Source organism: Leptospiraceae bacterium, assembly GCA_016708435.1.
Lineage (GTDB): Bacteria > Spirochaetota > Leptospiria > Leptospirales > Leptospiraceae > UBA2033.
The window spans coordinates 293187-309356 of sequence record JADJFV010000035.1 but is presented as its reverse complement, the minus strand read 5'-3'; the positions used below and the strand labels follow the sequence as shown (position 1 = coordinate 309356).

The 16170-nt window shown below is 36.1% G+C and carries 10 protein-coding genes and 1 pseudogene; 2 read left to right on the top strand and 9 right to left on the bottom strand.

Annotated elements, in window-relative coordinates:
* Nucleotides 1–392: 392 nt before the first annotated feature.
* A pseudogene (locus IPH52_26795) lies at nucleotides 393–491 on the bottom strand (glycosyltransferase family 8 protein).
* 2089 nt (nucleotides 492–2580) lie between these two features.
* On the opposite strand from IPH52_26795, the gene IPH52_26790 reads away from it, so the two are divergent.
* Nucleotides 2581–3828: a hypothetical protein gene (locus tag IPH52_26790; protein MBK7058592.1), complete on the top strand. Its 1248-nt coding sequence runs from the start codon at nucleotides 2581–2583 to the stop codon at nucleotides 3826–3828.
* A 317-nt stretch (nucleotides 3829–4145) separates the two neighbouring features.
* Here IPH52_26790 and IPH52_26785 read toward each other — a convergent pair whose 3' ends face one another.
* From IPH52_26785 to IPH52_26770, 4 genes are all read right to left on the bottom strand, one after another.
* Complete coding sequence (locus IPH52_26785; GenBank protein MBK7058591.1) at nucleotides 4146–4595, bottom strand: hypothetical protein; 450 nt, start codon at nucleotides 4593–4595, stop codon at nucleotides 4146–4148.
* A 612-nt stretch (nucleotides 4596–5207) separates the two neighbouring features.
* Nucleotides 5208–5660 carry an IS200/IS605 family transposase gene (tnpA, locus tag IPH52_26780; GenBank protein MBK7058590.1) on the bottom strand — a complete coding sequence of 151 codons (453 nt, stop codon included), beginning with the start codon at nucleotides 5658–5660 and terminating at the stop codon, nucleotides 5208–5210.
* 460 nt (nucleotides 5661–6120) lie between these two features.
* Complete coding sequence (locus IPH52_26775; GenBank protein ID MBK7058589.1) at nucleotides 6121–6975, bottom strand: phosphoadenosine phosphosulfate reductase family protein; 855 nt, start codon at nucleotides 6973–6975, stop codon at nucleotides 6121–6123.
* A 22-nt stretch (nucleotides 6976–6997) separates the two neighbouring features.
* The gene (locus IPH52_26770; GenBank protein ID MBK7058588.1) at nucleotides 6998–8632 is read right to left on the bottom strand and encodes a beta-propeller fold lactonase family protein; all 1635 of its coding nucleotides are present in this window, start codon (nucleotides 8630–8632) and stop codon (nucleotides 6998–7000) included.
* Between the two features lie 209 nt (nucleotides 8633–8841).
* Between IPH52_26770 and IPH52_26765 the strand changes: the two genes are divergently transcribed.
* The gene (locus tag IPH52_26765) at nucleotides 8842–10776 is read left to right on the top strand and encodes a PAS domain S-box protein (GenBank protein MBK7058587.1); all 1935 of its coding nucleotides are present in this window, start codon (nucleotides 8842–8844) and stop codon (nucleotides 10774–10776) included.
* Nucleotides 10777–10934: 158 nt separating this feature from the next.
* Here the strand turns inward: IPH52_26765 and IPH52_26760 are convergent, their stop codons facing one another.
* Genes IPH52_26760 through IPH52_26745 form a run of 4 tightly spaced genes read right to left on the bottom strand, consistent with a single transcriptional unit; the run spans nucleotide 10935 to nucleotide 16107 of the window.
* A complete protein-coding gene (locus tag IPH52_26760) occupies nucleotides 10935–12323 on the bottom strand; it encodes an HDOD domain-containing protein (protein ID MBK7058586.1) in 1389 nt (462 codons plus the stop codon).
* Nucleotides 12324–12378: 55 nt separating this feature from the next.
* On the bottom strand, nucleotides 12379–13473 hold the full coding sequence (locus tag IPH52_26755; protein MBK7058585.1) for a protein kinase family protein: 1095 nt from the start codon (nucleotides 13471–13473) through the stop codon (nucleotides 12379–12381).
* The gene (locus tag IPH52_26750) at nucleotides 13460–13942 is read right to left on the bottom strand and encodes an RNA pyrophosphohydrolase (protein ID MBK7058584.1); all 483 of its coding nucleotides are present in this window, start codon (nucleotides 13940–13942) and stop codon (nucleotides 13460–13462) included. The genes IPH52_26755 and IPH52_26750 overlap by 14 nt, the downstream gene beginning before the upstream one ends.
* 11 nt (nucleotides 13943–13953) lie before the next feature.
* Entirely contained in the window at nucleotides 13954–16107 is a 2154-nt protein-coding gene (locus tag IPH52_26745) for a SpoIIE family protein phosphatase (GenBank protein MBK7058583.1), read from the bottom strand.
* Between the last annotated feature and the right edge of the window lie 63 nt (nucleotides 16108–16170).

Genomic DNA, 16170 nt, shown 5'->3' with positions numbered 1-16170 from the left:
TGGAGAGAGTCTTGTTTTTCATAACCAATTGGTGCGACTAATTTTGATTCGTCTCTTCTGAATAGGGCTCGAATTGTAAATTGAAGTTTTTCGTATAGATCATTTAGATAAATACGGGCATCGTTTTTTACACGCGAGTCTTGCCTTATGATTTCGGGATCTTCTGAAATTTTAATACAAGCAGAATACTTTCTTAGAGAAGAAAAGTCTTGGAAGTTATGCTCGGAGAATACAGCTAGGAAATTTTTTCCTGTTTCTTCTTCGGAAATAATTTTACGTAGTGTTTTTGCGGACTCTGTATTTGGATTTCCGAGGTAATAGAGAATTACCCCACTTGCACCGGTGCGTTTTTCTTTTTCTAGTAAATCATTTAGATATAGAGAGAGATACTTCTGTCTGTCTGTCTGTCTGTCTGTCTGTCTGTCTGTCTGTCTGTCTGTCTGTCTGTCTGTCTGTCTGTCTGTCTGTCTGTCGATCAATCGATCGATCAGAATTTTCGTCTAATTTATATTGAATGAATTCACGAATGTCTTCTTCTAAAATAAATTTTCGCGCGTAGAATCTAGATGTGAAGAATTCGGCGTTATACGAATTTGCATAGACGGGGCTTAGTCGAAATGTCTCTTCGAGTGTTCTTGTGATTGAGCCTATTGACATAGAAGGAGCAAGCTCTTCTATTTTACTTGCTAAGTCAATCGAGCTTCCGTAATAGATCAGATACGTCTTATTAGCCTCTCTGTGAAGAGCAAGGTTTGATGTGACTAATTCCTTTAGAGGTGATTTACAATTAGCCTCTTCTAGTCCAAGGGAGAATGCAATCCACTTTACTGTTGCGGGAAGTAGATTCGGTCGATTGATTACAGATAATACAGTGAGTGCTTTTATGATTCTAAATTTATCTTTATCCGTTGTCTCTGCAATTGCACTTCTTCCATAATGCCAGCGCGTAAGTAAGGAATCGTCTAATCCCAATTTGTCGATTGTGGTATCAAAATAATCAAATAGATCGTCTAGGTATAAATGCTCTGTTTTCTTGCGAGAAGGAATATCAGAAAGATAACCAAAAAGGGTTCTTTCATTTTGTCCGAGTAGATTACATAAAAGAGGAAGTGCGACCAAGTTCGATATATGAAGAGGATAGGCTTTATGAGAAATTTCTTTTAACTCAGGTCCGATTTCTTCTTCTAAGAATGGATTGATTTTCCAGGCTCTTTTTATTTCCCCTAAAAGAATTTCATCTCGTCTCTCGGTTAATTTAAAGTTTGTATTCTTACGGAGGTAATTCGCAATTAGCCCGTAGGTGTCTGCTAACTCTTCTTGAAAATTAATCTGATAGAATCTGCCTTCTATCTTTAACCATTCCTTGCGACGATCAGAAGAAATTCCATTTAGATATTGGGAAATTCCTTTGTGTAAAAGTAAGTAGTGTAGGACTGTAAAATTTTTAAGTCGTAAATTGTATTCTGCGAAGTCTTGTAAGAAATCTAAATCCCCCGAAGACACAGCTTGCTCTCGCGCCAATAGTCGATTAAACTCATCATTAAAGATAACAAATCCAGAAAAACCAAGAGAAGAACAAAAATCCAATATAAGTTTATAACCCAGAAAGAAATCATCCGGTTTAGAATAAGCCTCTGCGATTTTAGAAATAAGTCTCTTCGCGTCTCCAGTCTTTTTTTGCCAATCCATATCTGTCTTAAAAAAAGAAAACAGTTCATCGTAAAAATTCTCTCGACCGGCAAATATCTGTAACCCGCTAAGAATTGCATCGAGTAGATTTCGTCTTAGATTCTCTGACTCGCCTACCATATAAACAGGAATGAGTCTCTCAGAGGAAGCCAAGTATTCTCGAAGTGGTTTTTCGATTTCAGCGCGATAGGATTTATTTTGTGATTCTAGAATAGCAAGTAAGTCTTTGTTCCAGGGCTTGTGATTGTAAAGGAGAGTTCCCAGAAACAAAGCAAGATAGGATTTCCCCGAGCCGGGCGGTGCCGTAATTGTCCCAATTCGTTTTCGTTTTTCGTTTCCTCCGAGTGATTCTAAGACAGTCCGAATCACAAGAGAGCCTTTTTTAGAAAGATAAAAGTCCTCTAGACGAGGAGTCGGGTCTTGTCCATCAAATCCAAGATTGACAGAAGGCAAAGGCTCATTAGCAGATTGTAATATTGTATTTATTCCCATAGTGCTGACTTACTGGATAACCGAAGCTTACTATTGTTGTCAAGTACGTTGGGTAATTTTATTATGGTTTTGATAAGATTTTATTGGGGAAAGTGAGAAGGCGGGATATTAATAAGAGGTAGGATAGGCTTCCTAGCCTGTCCGCAAGAAGGATAGAATTTTTGTAGTAAGAAATTTGGCTATTTACAACTACACTGATATGGGCTTGCTCCCATATCAGGAGATATATCGCCCCATTCGGGACTTAGCTTTTTACTATAGCTCCAACGGAGCGCAATACCTCCTGCATAGTCTGATAGGACTATGCAGTGTAATCGATAAAGCAGAAATTTACAGAATTGAAAAGGATTGACAGAAGAAAAATAAAATCGAAAATGAAGGGATGAAAAGTGTATCCATATGAACATCATCAAGGACATTCTAAATATTTTAGACTATGGAAAATTAACGAGCACGTATAAGCTTTGTTTGCTGCGCTCGCTCATTGATTATACATTTGAAAATTTAGATGCAAAACCAAAATACGGTTATTATTTTATTCCTCTCATGGAAGTGACTCGAAAATTCATTTATTATTATTGGATATTAACTGAAAAAGGAATTCCACAAATTGGTGGAGGAAGGCAAGTTGGAGTTAAAACTAGTATCAATGCATTTATAAAAAAAGAATCCGGTATTTTAATTCCAGAGAATGAGCAATCCATCTTTAATTTTATGAGTCATTTGGATGATGAAAAAGAAATTAGTCCTACTATGATTGATCTCATGATTGAAGTTCGAAATATTATTCTAGAACAACCATTACAGTATATTCCAAATCTAAAAGGAAGTAATTTAAAACTATTTAATTTATTCTATCAGCCTGTTAGCGGTGAATCAGAAGTATCCAAAGATAGCGGAGTATACTCATTATTCTCAATTGATTATGAATACACCAGAGAAAATGCACGAATATTATCTGGTAGGCGAACAAGCATTATCCAGAATGCTAAGACTTGGAAAGATTTACTCGATACAGAAAATACTTTTATCACTTTTCCGGAAAGAATCTACGAGGAAATAGCAGAAATGCGAGTTCTCTTAAGAGATTCTATTTCGTATCGTTGGATTGAAAAGAGTATGGAGTTTGCAAAGAGTTCTGGTCGTGAAAATGTATTTGATGATTTAAGTTCTCTCTTTGATTTAAAAGAAACCAGAGATCAAAATACAATTCTACACTACAAAAATGTTTATCGAAAACACGGGCTAACAAAGTGTATTTACTCCGATGATCCATGCAGTGGTGAATTCCCGTTAGACCATCTTCTACCTTATTCCTTTTTTCCAAATAATTCATTTTGGAATCTTTACCCTATTCGAGATACCAGTCTTAATAGTAAAAAATCAAATCATCTTCCAGATTTAGATTTAGATGAGGCTTTAACACAAAGAATTAAATCCCATATCGACAAATGCTTAAATTTTGAAGATGCATTTATCCAGCGAGATATTCGTAAACTTTCTTATAAACTCACTTCCTCTGATACCATCTTGAAAGCGGCTAATACCGAGAAGGTGGAAATTATAAGCAATCATATCTTTAACAATTTCTCTAAACTTAAAAATATCGTTCCAGGGGATACCTGGAAGTATTCACAGGCTTTATAGGTTTTGAAATACTTTTTATAAATACATTCAAATTGAAAATGAATTTCTACAACTACACTGATATGGGCTTGCTCCCATATCAGGAGGTATTTCGCCCCATTCGGGGCTTTGCTTTTTACTATAGCTCCAACGGAGCGTAATATCTCCTGCATAGTCTGCAAGGACTATGCAGTGTAATCCGATAAGACAAAAATTTATTCAACATTTACAAATTCAAAGATGATAAGACAAAAATTTATTCAACATCTATATACTTCAAACTTGATAAAACAAAAATCAATTCACCATCAATAAATTCAAAGATGATAAAGCAAAAATCAATAAACAACCCCGAAGTATCTTGAATCAGAGAATTTACCTTTGTCGTTTTTGGCGAAAATGTAGCCGTGAATTAGATGTCCTTTCCAAAAAGAAGGGACAGGTAAGTGGATAAAATCGGTTTGCCGCTTGGTGGAGAGGATGATTGGAGTTGGGTAAGCTGGATCGAAGAGGCAAATCACTATATCATCCTGTAATTCCTGTGATTCAACATTTTTCCAACTTGCACTGATTTTACCTGATTGTGATTGCAGGGTAAATTCGTTTGGAATATCTAGAAGTCCTCTTGTAAATTCCAGCTTTGCATAATCAACACTTAGATCAGATTCATTTTGAATCATTGCTAAATTTACTCTCGAAAAAAAATCCTTTCTAGGACTTGCTTCTGGATTCGCCAATTTAATAAAATGAAATAAAGCCTTAAATTTACTTGCTAAAGAATTTCCCAATTTGAATTCATTTCTTATCTTCTTCTAGTTGGGAGAAGGCTTGTCCTTTTTAGGTTTAGGCATTGCCCTAATAACTGTATTTCCCTTGTATTCTGCGAAATACACATTTCCAAGTTTGCCCTTTACGCCACCTAAAACATTTCCTGTAAGTTTTGCCATAGTATATGTTACTCCTATAATAACTGTATGATTACTATAGTATATCGGTCACTTGCATTCGTTTTCTGATCGATTTTTCACAGATTCATCTCAAATCCTGGTCATTGCCAAATCGAACCCAAACCGAAGGCTAATCGAAGGCAGACCGAAGGCTGGAAGAATTCATTGTAGTTTTAACAAATAGTTTTTTTACAGATAAATTGAAGTATAGATTTAATTTTTACAAATAAATTAGATTGATGAATCTTTACAAATACACTGATTGATATGGGCTTGCACCCATATCAAGAGATATTTCGCCCCATTCGGGGCTTGGCTTTTTACTATAGCTCCAACGGAGCGTAATATCTAAGCCCTATCCTGCAAGGGATAGGAATATTTTTCAAAATGAAATATTCTTCAATGAAAGAATCATCGAATGAATGTATTGGAAATTTTCCTTTCGAATCTATTTCAATCCCACACGTATTTTTCATCGTATTCGATTTCGTATTGTTCAAAGTAATGAATCAATTCTTCTTTAAATTCGAATTTTTTATGATGAAATTTTTGGTTCTCGATGTATTTACTAACTCTATCTACTCCGCGGGGGTTAACAGAGAAAGCCGCATATCCATTTTGCCAATAGAAGTTTTTTAGCTTTGGATCTTTTGATTTCATCCATTTAGAGGAATGAGCTTTAATTTCTTCCACTAATTTCATCAATGCAATTTTTCTGGATAGAAAACAAAGAATATGCACATGATCTAGATATCCTCCAATTTTAATGGGCTGACATTCATATTCTTTACAAATTCCACCTATATAACTGAAAAGTTCTTCTTCAACAGATTCAAGAATCAAAGGCTCTCTATACTTAGTGCTGAAAATAATATGAATATAATTTTTAACTAATGACTGTGCCATAGAATTCCTCTTTTTAATTTTAGACTAATCTTTATAACTAGACTGATATGGGCTAGCTCCCATATCAGAAGATATTTCGCTCCGTTGGAGCTATAGTTAAAAGGAAAGCCCCAACGGGGCGAAATACCTCCTGCATAGTCTGCAAGGACTATGCAGTGTAATCCGATAAAACAAAAATTAATTCATCATCGATAAATTTAAACCTGATAAATCAAAAATCAATTCACTAGACTGATATGGGCTAGCACCCATATCAGGAGATATTTCACTCCGTTGGAGCTATAGTTAAAAGGAAAGCCCCAACGGGGCGAAATACCTCCTGCATAGTCTGATAGGACTATGCAGTGTAATCCGATAAAACAAAAATCAATTCAACATTTATAAATTCAAAGATGAAAAAACAAAAATCAAATCAACATCCATAAATTAAAAGATTAAAAATCACTTCAACATCTAAAAATCAAACATGACAAACCAAACAACCCTCAGCATCATCTTCCATGTTGAGTGCATCTTCGAATGAGAGTTCAGAGCTGAATACGTCGATGAGGCGTTTGCTTTTCTTTTGTTTGTCGCGCTTAACGCGTGTTTCATATTGATCGTGGCGGCGTTTGATTCCGTCTTCGTCTTTTAGGATTTGTTCAAGAGTGCCCCCTTGGATCCATGTGAAGTTTTGAGCCGAGCCGTCTTTGTTAGAGGTTTCGTATTGTTTTGCTTTTTCGTATAGGTGAGGATGATTTTCCTTTAGCCCCAACCATTCTTTTCTGCGTTGGAAAAAACAGAAGTAGCAGCCCGAGCGAGTTCTCCATTTATAATAATCAGGTAGACCAAGACCACTCTCGTCTAAGATGCGCATAACGCCTTCTTTGTCGATGCCGTGCTCTTTGAATGGGTATTTAGGCGTTATGTTTGTTTTGCTCGAAATATATCCTTCGCGGTTTTCGTCAGCGCGAATTCCTATATAGCTAATTACCACATCATCACCGATATAGTCTTCGAAAGGTTTGATCTTCATATTTGCCGTGCACCAGCGGCTACGGGCAGATGGTAAGTAGCCGGAGAAGTCTTCTAAGAATTGATCCCAGGTTCTCTCTGCTCTTAAACGAACGATCTTTTTTCCGAGGTAAGTTTCTATCTTTTCTAAGTAGCTGTATGTTTCGGGGAGTTCTTCTCCTGTATCGCAGAATACAAATTCATACGCCTTGTCAGGAAAATTCTTCTGTAGAAATATGGCTAGAGCAGTGGAATCTTTTCCACCCGATAGAGAAACAATATGACGTTCCTTTGGCATAATCCTTATTCTTACATCGGACATAATTAAGCAAGTAGATTTTCTCTTAAGGATTACCACCTGTTACGAAAATGCCATTTGGATTGGTTCCGGGAGAATAGGACGTGACTAGTGTAATATTTCCATTTGTCGGATCTAAGTTATATAAAGTAATGTTATTCCCATTGTAACTTGAACTATAGGCAAATTTTCCCGAAGGGTCAACAATAATTCTGTTAGGCATTATTCCTCCGCTGCTTGCTGATGTGCCAGCAGTGATTGCACCTGTCGTAAAGTTAATAGAATTTGTCACAACGGTTCCGATTGTGCCTCCTGCACTATACGCGGCATACACATATTTGCCCGTAGGATGAACAAACACGGATTCAGGAGCATTTGCGAATGTAATAAAACTTCCCGGGGTCACAGCTCCAGTAGCTAAGTTGATTGAATAGGGAGTAACTTGGTTTGCGTTCAGTTCAGCCGTAAACAAAAATCTACCGTCAGGCGAAATAGCAACACTTCTAGGATCATTACCAGTTATGATTGGCACTCCCACTTGTGTAAGAGATCCCGAAATTGGGTCAATCGAATAAATATACATATTATTTGCCCCGCCATTGACTACATACGCATACCTTCCACTAGGCGCTACTCGAATCCAGCGAGTAGTCGCACCAGCCGGAGCATTTGCGCCAGCCGTTAAAAGTCCAGTCGTTGGATCGGCCTTATAGCAAGAAATAGTTCCGCTATTATTCGCTACATATACAAACTTACCCGTTGGATCAACTGTTACTGAATTTGGACCTGTCCCTGTGGCTAATGCCGAACCAGAGGGAATCAAATCACCATTAGTATTATTGATTAAATATAACTGAATGTTATTACTTGTATTTCCAATGACATATAGGTATTTGCCGGAAGGATCTACTGCAATATCTCTAGTTCCAGATCCAAATCCTACGGTAGGTCCTGCAGTCAATATACCTGTATTCGGATTGACTGTGTATACAGAAATATTATTGGTACTAAAATTGGGAACGTAAGCAAACTTAGCCGTTCCGAATAGCGAGCGTAATTTCAATGTAGCACTTACGCTACCTGCCGAGTTGCTTGCCGTAATCACATAGTCAATAAGCGCAGTTCCAACAGAAGGAGTTCCTGTTATCGCACAGGTTGCATTGTCAATGAAAAGCCCAACCGGCAAAACAGGATTTGCCGCACAACTTGTCACAGTCCCTGTTATCGCAGGAGTTACAGAAACGATTGAGACTCCCTGTGTAAATGTATAAAAGTTTTGCGGATAACTTAGAGAAGTCGGAGGCGTAACGGTATTAGCCGGATTATTACCTGTAGGATTGGAATTTCCTGTATTTGTAGAAGAGCCTGTATTCGCGGAAGAATTATTCAGCAAAGGATCTGCGCTGGAAACTCCACAAAAAGAAGACTTATCCCCTAAGATTATTTTTAATTGAAATGTCCTTTGGAAGTAACTCGAATTTGGAGAACAGGGATTTTCATACTTGGCAGGATCGCAATGCAAACAAAAAAGAAAAGACAGAAGAATAGAATTCCGAATAAACCTAATTGCTTTCCGAATTAAGACTGGGCTAAATTGAATTTGAGTTTGAATTATATTCATAAATTTTGCGAGTAGTATAACAGTTTCTTTATTCTTTGCAATCAAAAAAAACAAATCCATTTTTTTAGAATCTCTATATATAATAAAAAAAAATCTTATTTAACAAGAGTGGATTTTTTTAAAAAACCAAATTTGCCTATTGACAAAAAAGAAAATTGGGTTTACATTTACTCCACTATTCCTTTAAAGCAATGAGAGTTTACATACAATCTGGAAATTACTCTACCAGCAGGTTTATTATTCCTAAATGCGACCTAAGGCAAACTGAAATGAAAACAAAAAACCTCAATAAAAAAAGTTACTTTCCAGAAGACCAGAGGCTATCCATCGTGATTGAGCAAAATCCAGCAGCCATGGTAATAACTGATTTAGGGGGTAATATTGAGTATTCGAATGCCAAGTTTACTGAACTAACTGGATATACCGCAGAAGAAGCCCTTGGAATGAATTCAAGTGCTTTGAAGTCAGGAAAAACAGACCCAAAAGTATACAAAGAACTTTGGTCTACGATTCTAAACGGAAAGACTTGGAGAGGAGAGTTCATCAATAGAAAAAAAAATGGCGATGAATACATTGAAAATGCTGTTATTTCACCCATCTTTGATAAAGCAGGAAATACAATAAATTACCTCGCTTTGTATGATGACATTACAGAGCAGCGCAGAGTAGAAGCAAAAGTATTAGAGCAGCAAGCAGAATTAGAAAAACTAAATGAATTTACACGCATTATCAATTCGACGATAGACACCGCTACAATCTTAAAAGAAATCTATACTTATATTTGCGAACGAACCGGTTTTGATATTGTATGGATACTGCTGGTAAATAAAAAGAAGAATCAAGTTTTTTCCGACTCAACACTTTCCATTTTCGGTTCTCCTGAGAAATTGGACTTCGACTACTTCAGTCATTTTAGAAAAAAAATAAATGAATCCCTTGGTGTCATTTATCAAACCTATAAAAATCGTGTCCCATTTTATTTCTCCAATGCTTACAATTTCAAGAGAACAGTAACCAATGTTTACAATGGCGAACAATATAAATTGAGACGAACTGATTTCGAGATTCAACGAAAAGGCAACCTTCAATCCATGTTACAAATTCCACTGATTCTACAAGACGAAGTAATTGGAATTTTAAATCTCACAGTCCAGGATAAAATCATTGAAATACAAAGTGAAGATATTAAAAAATTAATGCGCTTTGCAGATCAAATTGCAGGAGTCATCTTCAACGCACATCTAGTAGAAGAAATGCAAGAAGCAAAGCGAGACGCTGAGATCGCAGAAAAGATTGCACTGATGGCGCAAAAAGAAATGGAGCAAGAGAAAATTAAATCCGACCAGCTACTACTTAATATCCTCCCGGAAGAAATAGCCAGAGAGCTAAGAGAAAATGGTTCAACTGCTCCGGTTCATTACAAGTCAGTTTCCGTAATGTTTACTGATTTCAAAGGCTTTACACAAATTGCAGAGACGATGACTCCAAATGAATTGATCAACGAACTTGATAGCTGCTTCTCCTATTTTGATTCTCTCATGGATAGATTTAAGTTGGAAAAATTAAAAACGATAGGCGATAGCTATATGTGCGCCGGAGGAATTCCTATTATCAATAATACACATCCAGTAGATGCAATTCTCGCTGCCTTAGAAATTCAAGCAGTCATGAACGAAGCAAAAAAATTAAGACTATCCATGGATCTTCCTTTTTGGGAGTTACGCCTGGGTATCCACACAGGCTCCTTAATCGCTGGCGTGATTGGAGAGAAGAAATTTGCCTATGATGTCTGGGGAGATACTGTTAATATTGCGTCACGAATGGAAGCAAGTGGCACTCCTGAAATGGTAAACATTTCTAAATCAACATACGAAATTGTAAAAGATTTTTTTCATTGTGAATATCGAGGAAAGATACCCGCAAAGAACAAAGGATATGTAGAAATGTATTATGTGCGCGGAATTCGAAGTGCGCTCTGTCTCGATGAGGAATGCCGCATTCCTTCTTTTAGATTTTGGATTCTATACGATCGACTCAGAAATGGTGAGCCACTCAATGTTCATGATTTAAAAGATCGAAGGATCGGACGACAGGATACACGCCTGGATGTAAAGGAAAGAAGAAGAATTTCTTACAAGGAAAAGAATTCCAAAGCGGACATTTCAATCGAGATAGAAACGGAAAACTCACCTTACGCAAGGTGAGTGCCAGCGTGCCCAGCGCTGAAGGTGGGTTTTACACCTAACGGTGGGTTTGCTGCCGCAGGCTATTAGCTTTAATAACCCATTATATCTTTCTAATATTTTTACTTTGATTTAAAGGTTCACAGTTGAATTCTCTAGCCAAAAATGAGTTACTAGTTTTATAAAAGTTCAAAGAAAGGATGGTTCTGGATATGGTGATAATAATCTTGGTTGAACAGGTCAGTAATATTCTCTTTCACATGATAGAATTTTAGAATCGCACTCACTAATTCAATTTCCTCTTTCATGAGTCTACGACCTATTAGACGTAGAGCAAAGATTTCGGATAAGCGAAGAAGTCTATCTAAATCCCCTACTTTATTAATATCCGCTACAAAAAATTCTTGATCCGCCACTAAATCTGACATAGACTTAGGAAAATGCCATGTTTTAAAGACTTTTAAACCTATTTGCACATAATCCGTATTAAACTCTTCCCTTTCTATACTGACTAGAGTTCTTGCTCCATTTCCGTATTGGTCCAATACATGTAAATATTTTTCTGGCTCATTGAGTGCAAGCATTGTCATTCCAATTTTCATTAGAATGGAATGAATAAATATTTCCTTATTCAATGGTTTCAAGTTGAGAGGTGCACTTAAGTCAAGAGCAATGAGTCCAATTAAAATTGGAAACTCTTCTAAGTATTTTTTATAAAGCGGATGACGAAGCTTAGCCGTATATCTCTGTCTAAACTTTACCAAAACAATATTATTAATTGTCTTGAGCCCCATAAGGGTAATGGCGTCTCGCAGTGTATTGATACTACCTGCTCTACCATAATAGGCAGAATTGGCTACTCTCATTAGATCCGCACTTAGAGATTTATCCGGGGCAATTATATTTTCTAGCTCTTCGCTTCCGCCCATTTTTTCTGTGTCAAATAAAATTACTTTATTTAGAACTGTGGGCAGTGGAGGAATATGCATTTCCTGAAAATTGACTCCTTTCGGTTTGTATCCGATTACAACTTTTTGAGTCAAATCATCTCTCTTTAGTATGATCTTCAATTTATCATAGATTACATTTTTAGAAATTGGTTTCACCAAATAGGCATTTGCCTTTGTCTGCAAGATATTTTCAATTAAGTCTTTTTTAATTGAATCAATCATGAGAATGACTATCATTTTAGAATACATCTGATGAATTTTTTGTATAAGAACTAACGCATTGGAATCGGGTTTATAATCAATCAAAAGAATGTCTATCTTTTCAAAGGAGAGAAGAATTTCGTTTATTTTAATCTCCTCTTCGCTAAATTCATCTTCCTCTATTTCAGTTTCATCTGTTTCTATCTCAGTTTCTGCTTTCTCTTTGGCTGGCTTTGGCTTATCTGCAACATTCCCTTCAAAAAAAGAAATCAGTTTTTCATCTGCATCAATTACTTTGAATTCAGCGATGCGAAAGTATTGCTCTAAGAGCCTTCGCTCTAAAGCAGAATGGCATAAAATCATAGTATTGTATGGTTTTTGTTTCTTTCGATTAATTCCTAATGCAATTTCTGTCATAGCAATTTAACAGACTAATAATTTAGTCAATTTATTTCCATTCCTTTTTATGATTTCATAACTCTAATTCTAAAAATTGATGCCTCGCTCCAAAGACTTCTTCTCGCAGATTAGACAGGCGATGCCATAAAATCCATGCATCCTTCGCTCTCCTGAGGGGACTTGGTTCTATCAATTCAGCAAGAAAAGAAGAGATCCGTTTATCTACATGCGAAGGAAACTTCTTATTATCCACATCTCCCCCAAGAAGGAATAACATGGATTTGCCGATAGAATAAATATCAGAAGCAGGAATGGGTCTTTTTTTAAGTTTCACTTCTGGTGCACTGTAAGGCTCATTCAAACAACCGTATGTTTCATTCGTTGTATTTGCATTTGGAATAGCAAATAAAAAATCAATCAAGAATACATTGTGATCTTCCGGTCTAACAATGATATTGCCCGGTTCAATATTTGCGTGGATAATTTTATTATAGTGCAAAAAGCCTAGAACACTGAGTAGCCTCTCCATAATCCAGCATACATGCTCGACCGGAAGTCCATTTGGATATTTTTCTAGAATACTGAATAAATCGTGACCTTCAATAAATCGTTCAATGAGTCCCAATTCTCCTTCTGTAGTTCTAAACTCGTCAAAGAATACAGGCAGTGATTTATGTTGAATCGATTTTAGAATCTGAATTTCTCTTCGAATTAAATCGTTATCGGCTCTATCACGAATGATTTTTACACAGACTCTTTCGACACCTGACTTAGATGTCCTAAACTCACCTCTAAAAAGATTTGCATAATCTGCTTCCATGAAATGCTCAAAGATACGATAGACTCTAAGCTTCGTTTTGATTTCGAATGAAACTTCATTTGCCGAAGAAGAAATTCCTTTGCCATACGTCTCTAGTTCTATTTGTTTTTTTGCCTGTGAATTGAAATCATTTATGATCCCACTGATCTCACCAGCCAAATAGCGAGTATACGCATCAGCAAGAGAATACTTATCGGGATGAAATTTCTTAATTAGCTCTTTGTATATTTCATTTAGAGATTGAAGTGTTTCAATCTTAGTATTACCACTTAGCTCTCCAAACAAATTCTCAGGAGAATTCATCTGCGATACTTTAGAATAGAATTCTGCTAGTTCATCTGGTTTCATTGCGATTCTTTAGATATCTATCAATTTCCGGACGCAAAATCTCAATTAGCTTCTTATAGATTTCTTTTTTAAAATCTACGATTGTATTTGCCGCGTTCTTGAGTGGAAAGAATTGAACTGTCTCAAATTCTCTCTCATGCAAATCTAATTTACAATTAGAAGCAGGATAATCCCAATACGCAAGAAACCATTTTTGAGTCTGTCCTTTAAATCCTTTCATATGAGGTAAATCTAAATTTGCCGGAAAGTCATAACTCAACCAATCAGACACTTCATATACGAACTCTGCATTATCAATTCCAACTTCCTCGTAAAGTTCTCTCTTAGCGGCGACTAACGGATCTTCATTATCATCCATTCCCCCTTGCGGAAACTGCCAGGAACTTCGATGGGGAATTCTATTTCCCAAAAGAACAAGTCCTTTTGCATTAAATACTACTACACCAACATTCTTTCGATACTTTTCCATTTTAGACTCCGTTAAAATTTATTGTATTCAATGCGTAAGAGCGACAAATCATCGTATATCTCTCCAGTTTTTAAAATCTCAGTGAATATCTTTTTTAAATCAGTCCTTGCATTCTTTACATGAGTGAGAAATAAATCATAATCATTGTTCATCTCTCCGCTTGAGAGTATTATATCATCTCGTCCATCTGAGCCAAGAAGCAAAACATCCTTATCCGCCAATAAAAAAGAATTGATATGAACCCTTTCTTCCATAAGCGGTGACCCTAATTTACAATTCATCTCAAGTAAAGGAAGAAAACTGGTATTCTCATCTCGAAACAAAACAATCGCAGGATGCTCTGCATTGACATAAACCATTCGACCGGATGCATCATCAATGATTCCCATGTTGAGAGAAATCATCATCGAACCTTCAAACATAATAAACACATTATGCAGTTCGATAAACGCATTCGTAAGCCAACTTTCTGCTGATTGTTCGGCAAAGCCGGGTTGCAATGAAGTTCGTTTCACAATGCTTTCAAAAATAGAATTGAGAACTAGAACTCCGCCGGCACCTTGCATAGACTTACCCATTGCATCTGCATTTAAGAAAACAGTGACAGGTCTATGCTGAAGGAAAATACTGTGCGCAATACAAGTATCTCCCCCAATCTCATGGTTGTTCTTATGAAATACAAATTTCTTTTTCTGACTAATCAAAAAATCTACTTTTATATTTTGATTTGTAACGGCTTTCACGCATAACGGCTCCAATAACAAATAAGTTAAAAAATAATCACCATCTTGACTGAGCTTTAATTCATTTACTTTTGTAAGAGCAGTTTGTAATTCTTCTGTTCTATGAATTACTTTTTTCTCTAAGTTCAAATTCAAGTCTTCTACTTCCTGATGAACTCTCACAAATCGATTAGAAAGAATAAAGGCAAGACTCAAAATAAAGACAAAGAAGCTGTATTCTAAAGTTCTTTCAAAACGAATCACTTCTAAGTGAACAAGAATGTCACTTATCATACCCGCGATTAGAATCATCCAACCGGTAAACATGATTTTTGCATCAATGCTATTTTTAATAAAACCATTATAGATAATAATAACGAAAATAAGAAAAATAAGCGGTGGATAAAGAAAAGGAAGCACTAATTGATTTAAAAAATCATTCCATAAATTAATATCAGAGGTAAATAATATGTAGCCGAAAATCGAAACTAAAATAGTAATTGGGATTAAATTAAAGTAGTGAAAATATCGGATAAACTTATTTTCTGTTCTTACGAAGTAATAACGGAAGAATAAATACAACGCCGGAAAGAGAAGCATTAAAATTGCATACTCTGTTTTCTTGTAAGCATAATAGCTATATCCAAATTCAAACCTCCATTGACTACGAAGAAGCTGATATACTACAAACAAAATAGCAAACATTCCAAAATAAAAATTCTCTCTATCCTTACGACGACGCAGGAAGAGAAAAATGAAATAAGCCCCCACTGTAAAATAGCAAATCAAAAAAATAACAGGCTTTAAAATGGAAAAATAATAATCCCTTAAAACTGCCTTACTTCCACCAAGAAAAACATTCTCTCCCCATACGCCAACACTATCACGGAAGTATTTACGAACACGTATAAGAAGAACGTTAGGCGAATTAATCTTTAGAGTTTCTTTGGGAATCTTATAGAGTCTACTCTTATCATAACCCTGCGCTTTATCAGAATCCCAATCTCCCGTTTTACCAATCAAGACTCCATTGAGATAGGTTTCATCTCTATCGGAAATTCTTTTGAGATAGAGAATTTGATCTTCGTCAGGAATATTGTGAAGAGTGAATACCTTTAGATACCAAATAATCTGTGTATCTACCGAGACAAGCTTTTCGCCTATCGGATTTCCGGGAACAAGAGCGGGTTTCCACGCTTCATCTTGTTTATCTTTATCTTTGAATTGGTTCAGCAGATACTTTGTGTAAACCTCTGGATTAATTTCATTTGATGTTACCCACCAGGTATGCTCTTCCTTTGGTGGAGTATTCAAGTCTTCCATTTCTTTCGTTACATCAATTACTTGGATGTCAAATTCTTTTGCGCTAACTTGAATAGACACTAAGGCAAAGAATAAAAACAAAAGTATGTTGCTTATAATCTTTGTCATTAGAAAATTCATAGTCACTCATTGATACAGAGTATTCCTTTTTTGTAAATAGTAAAACCTTTTCCATAAACAAAA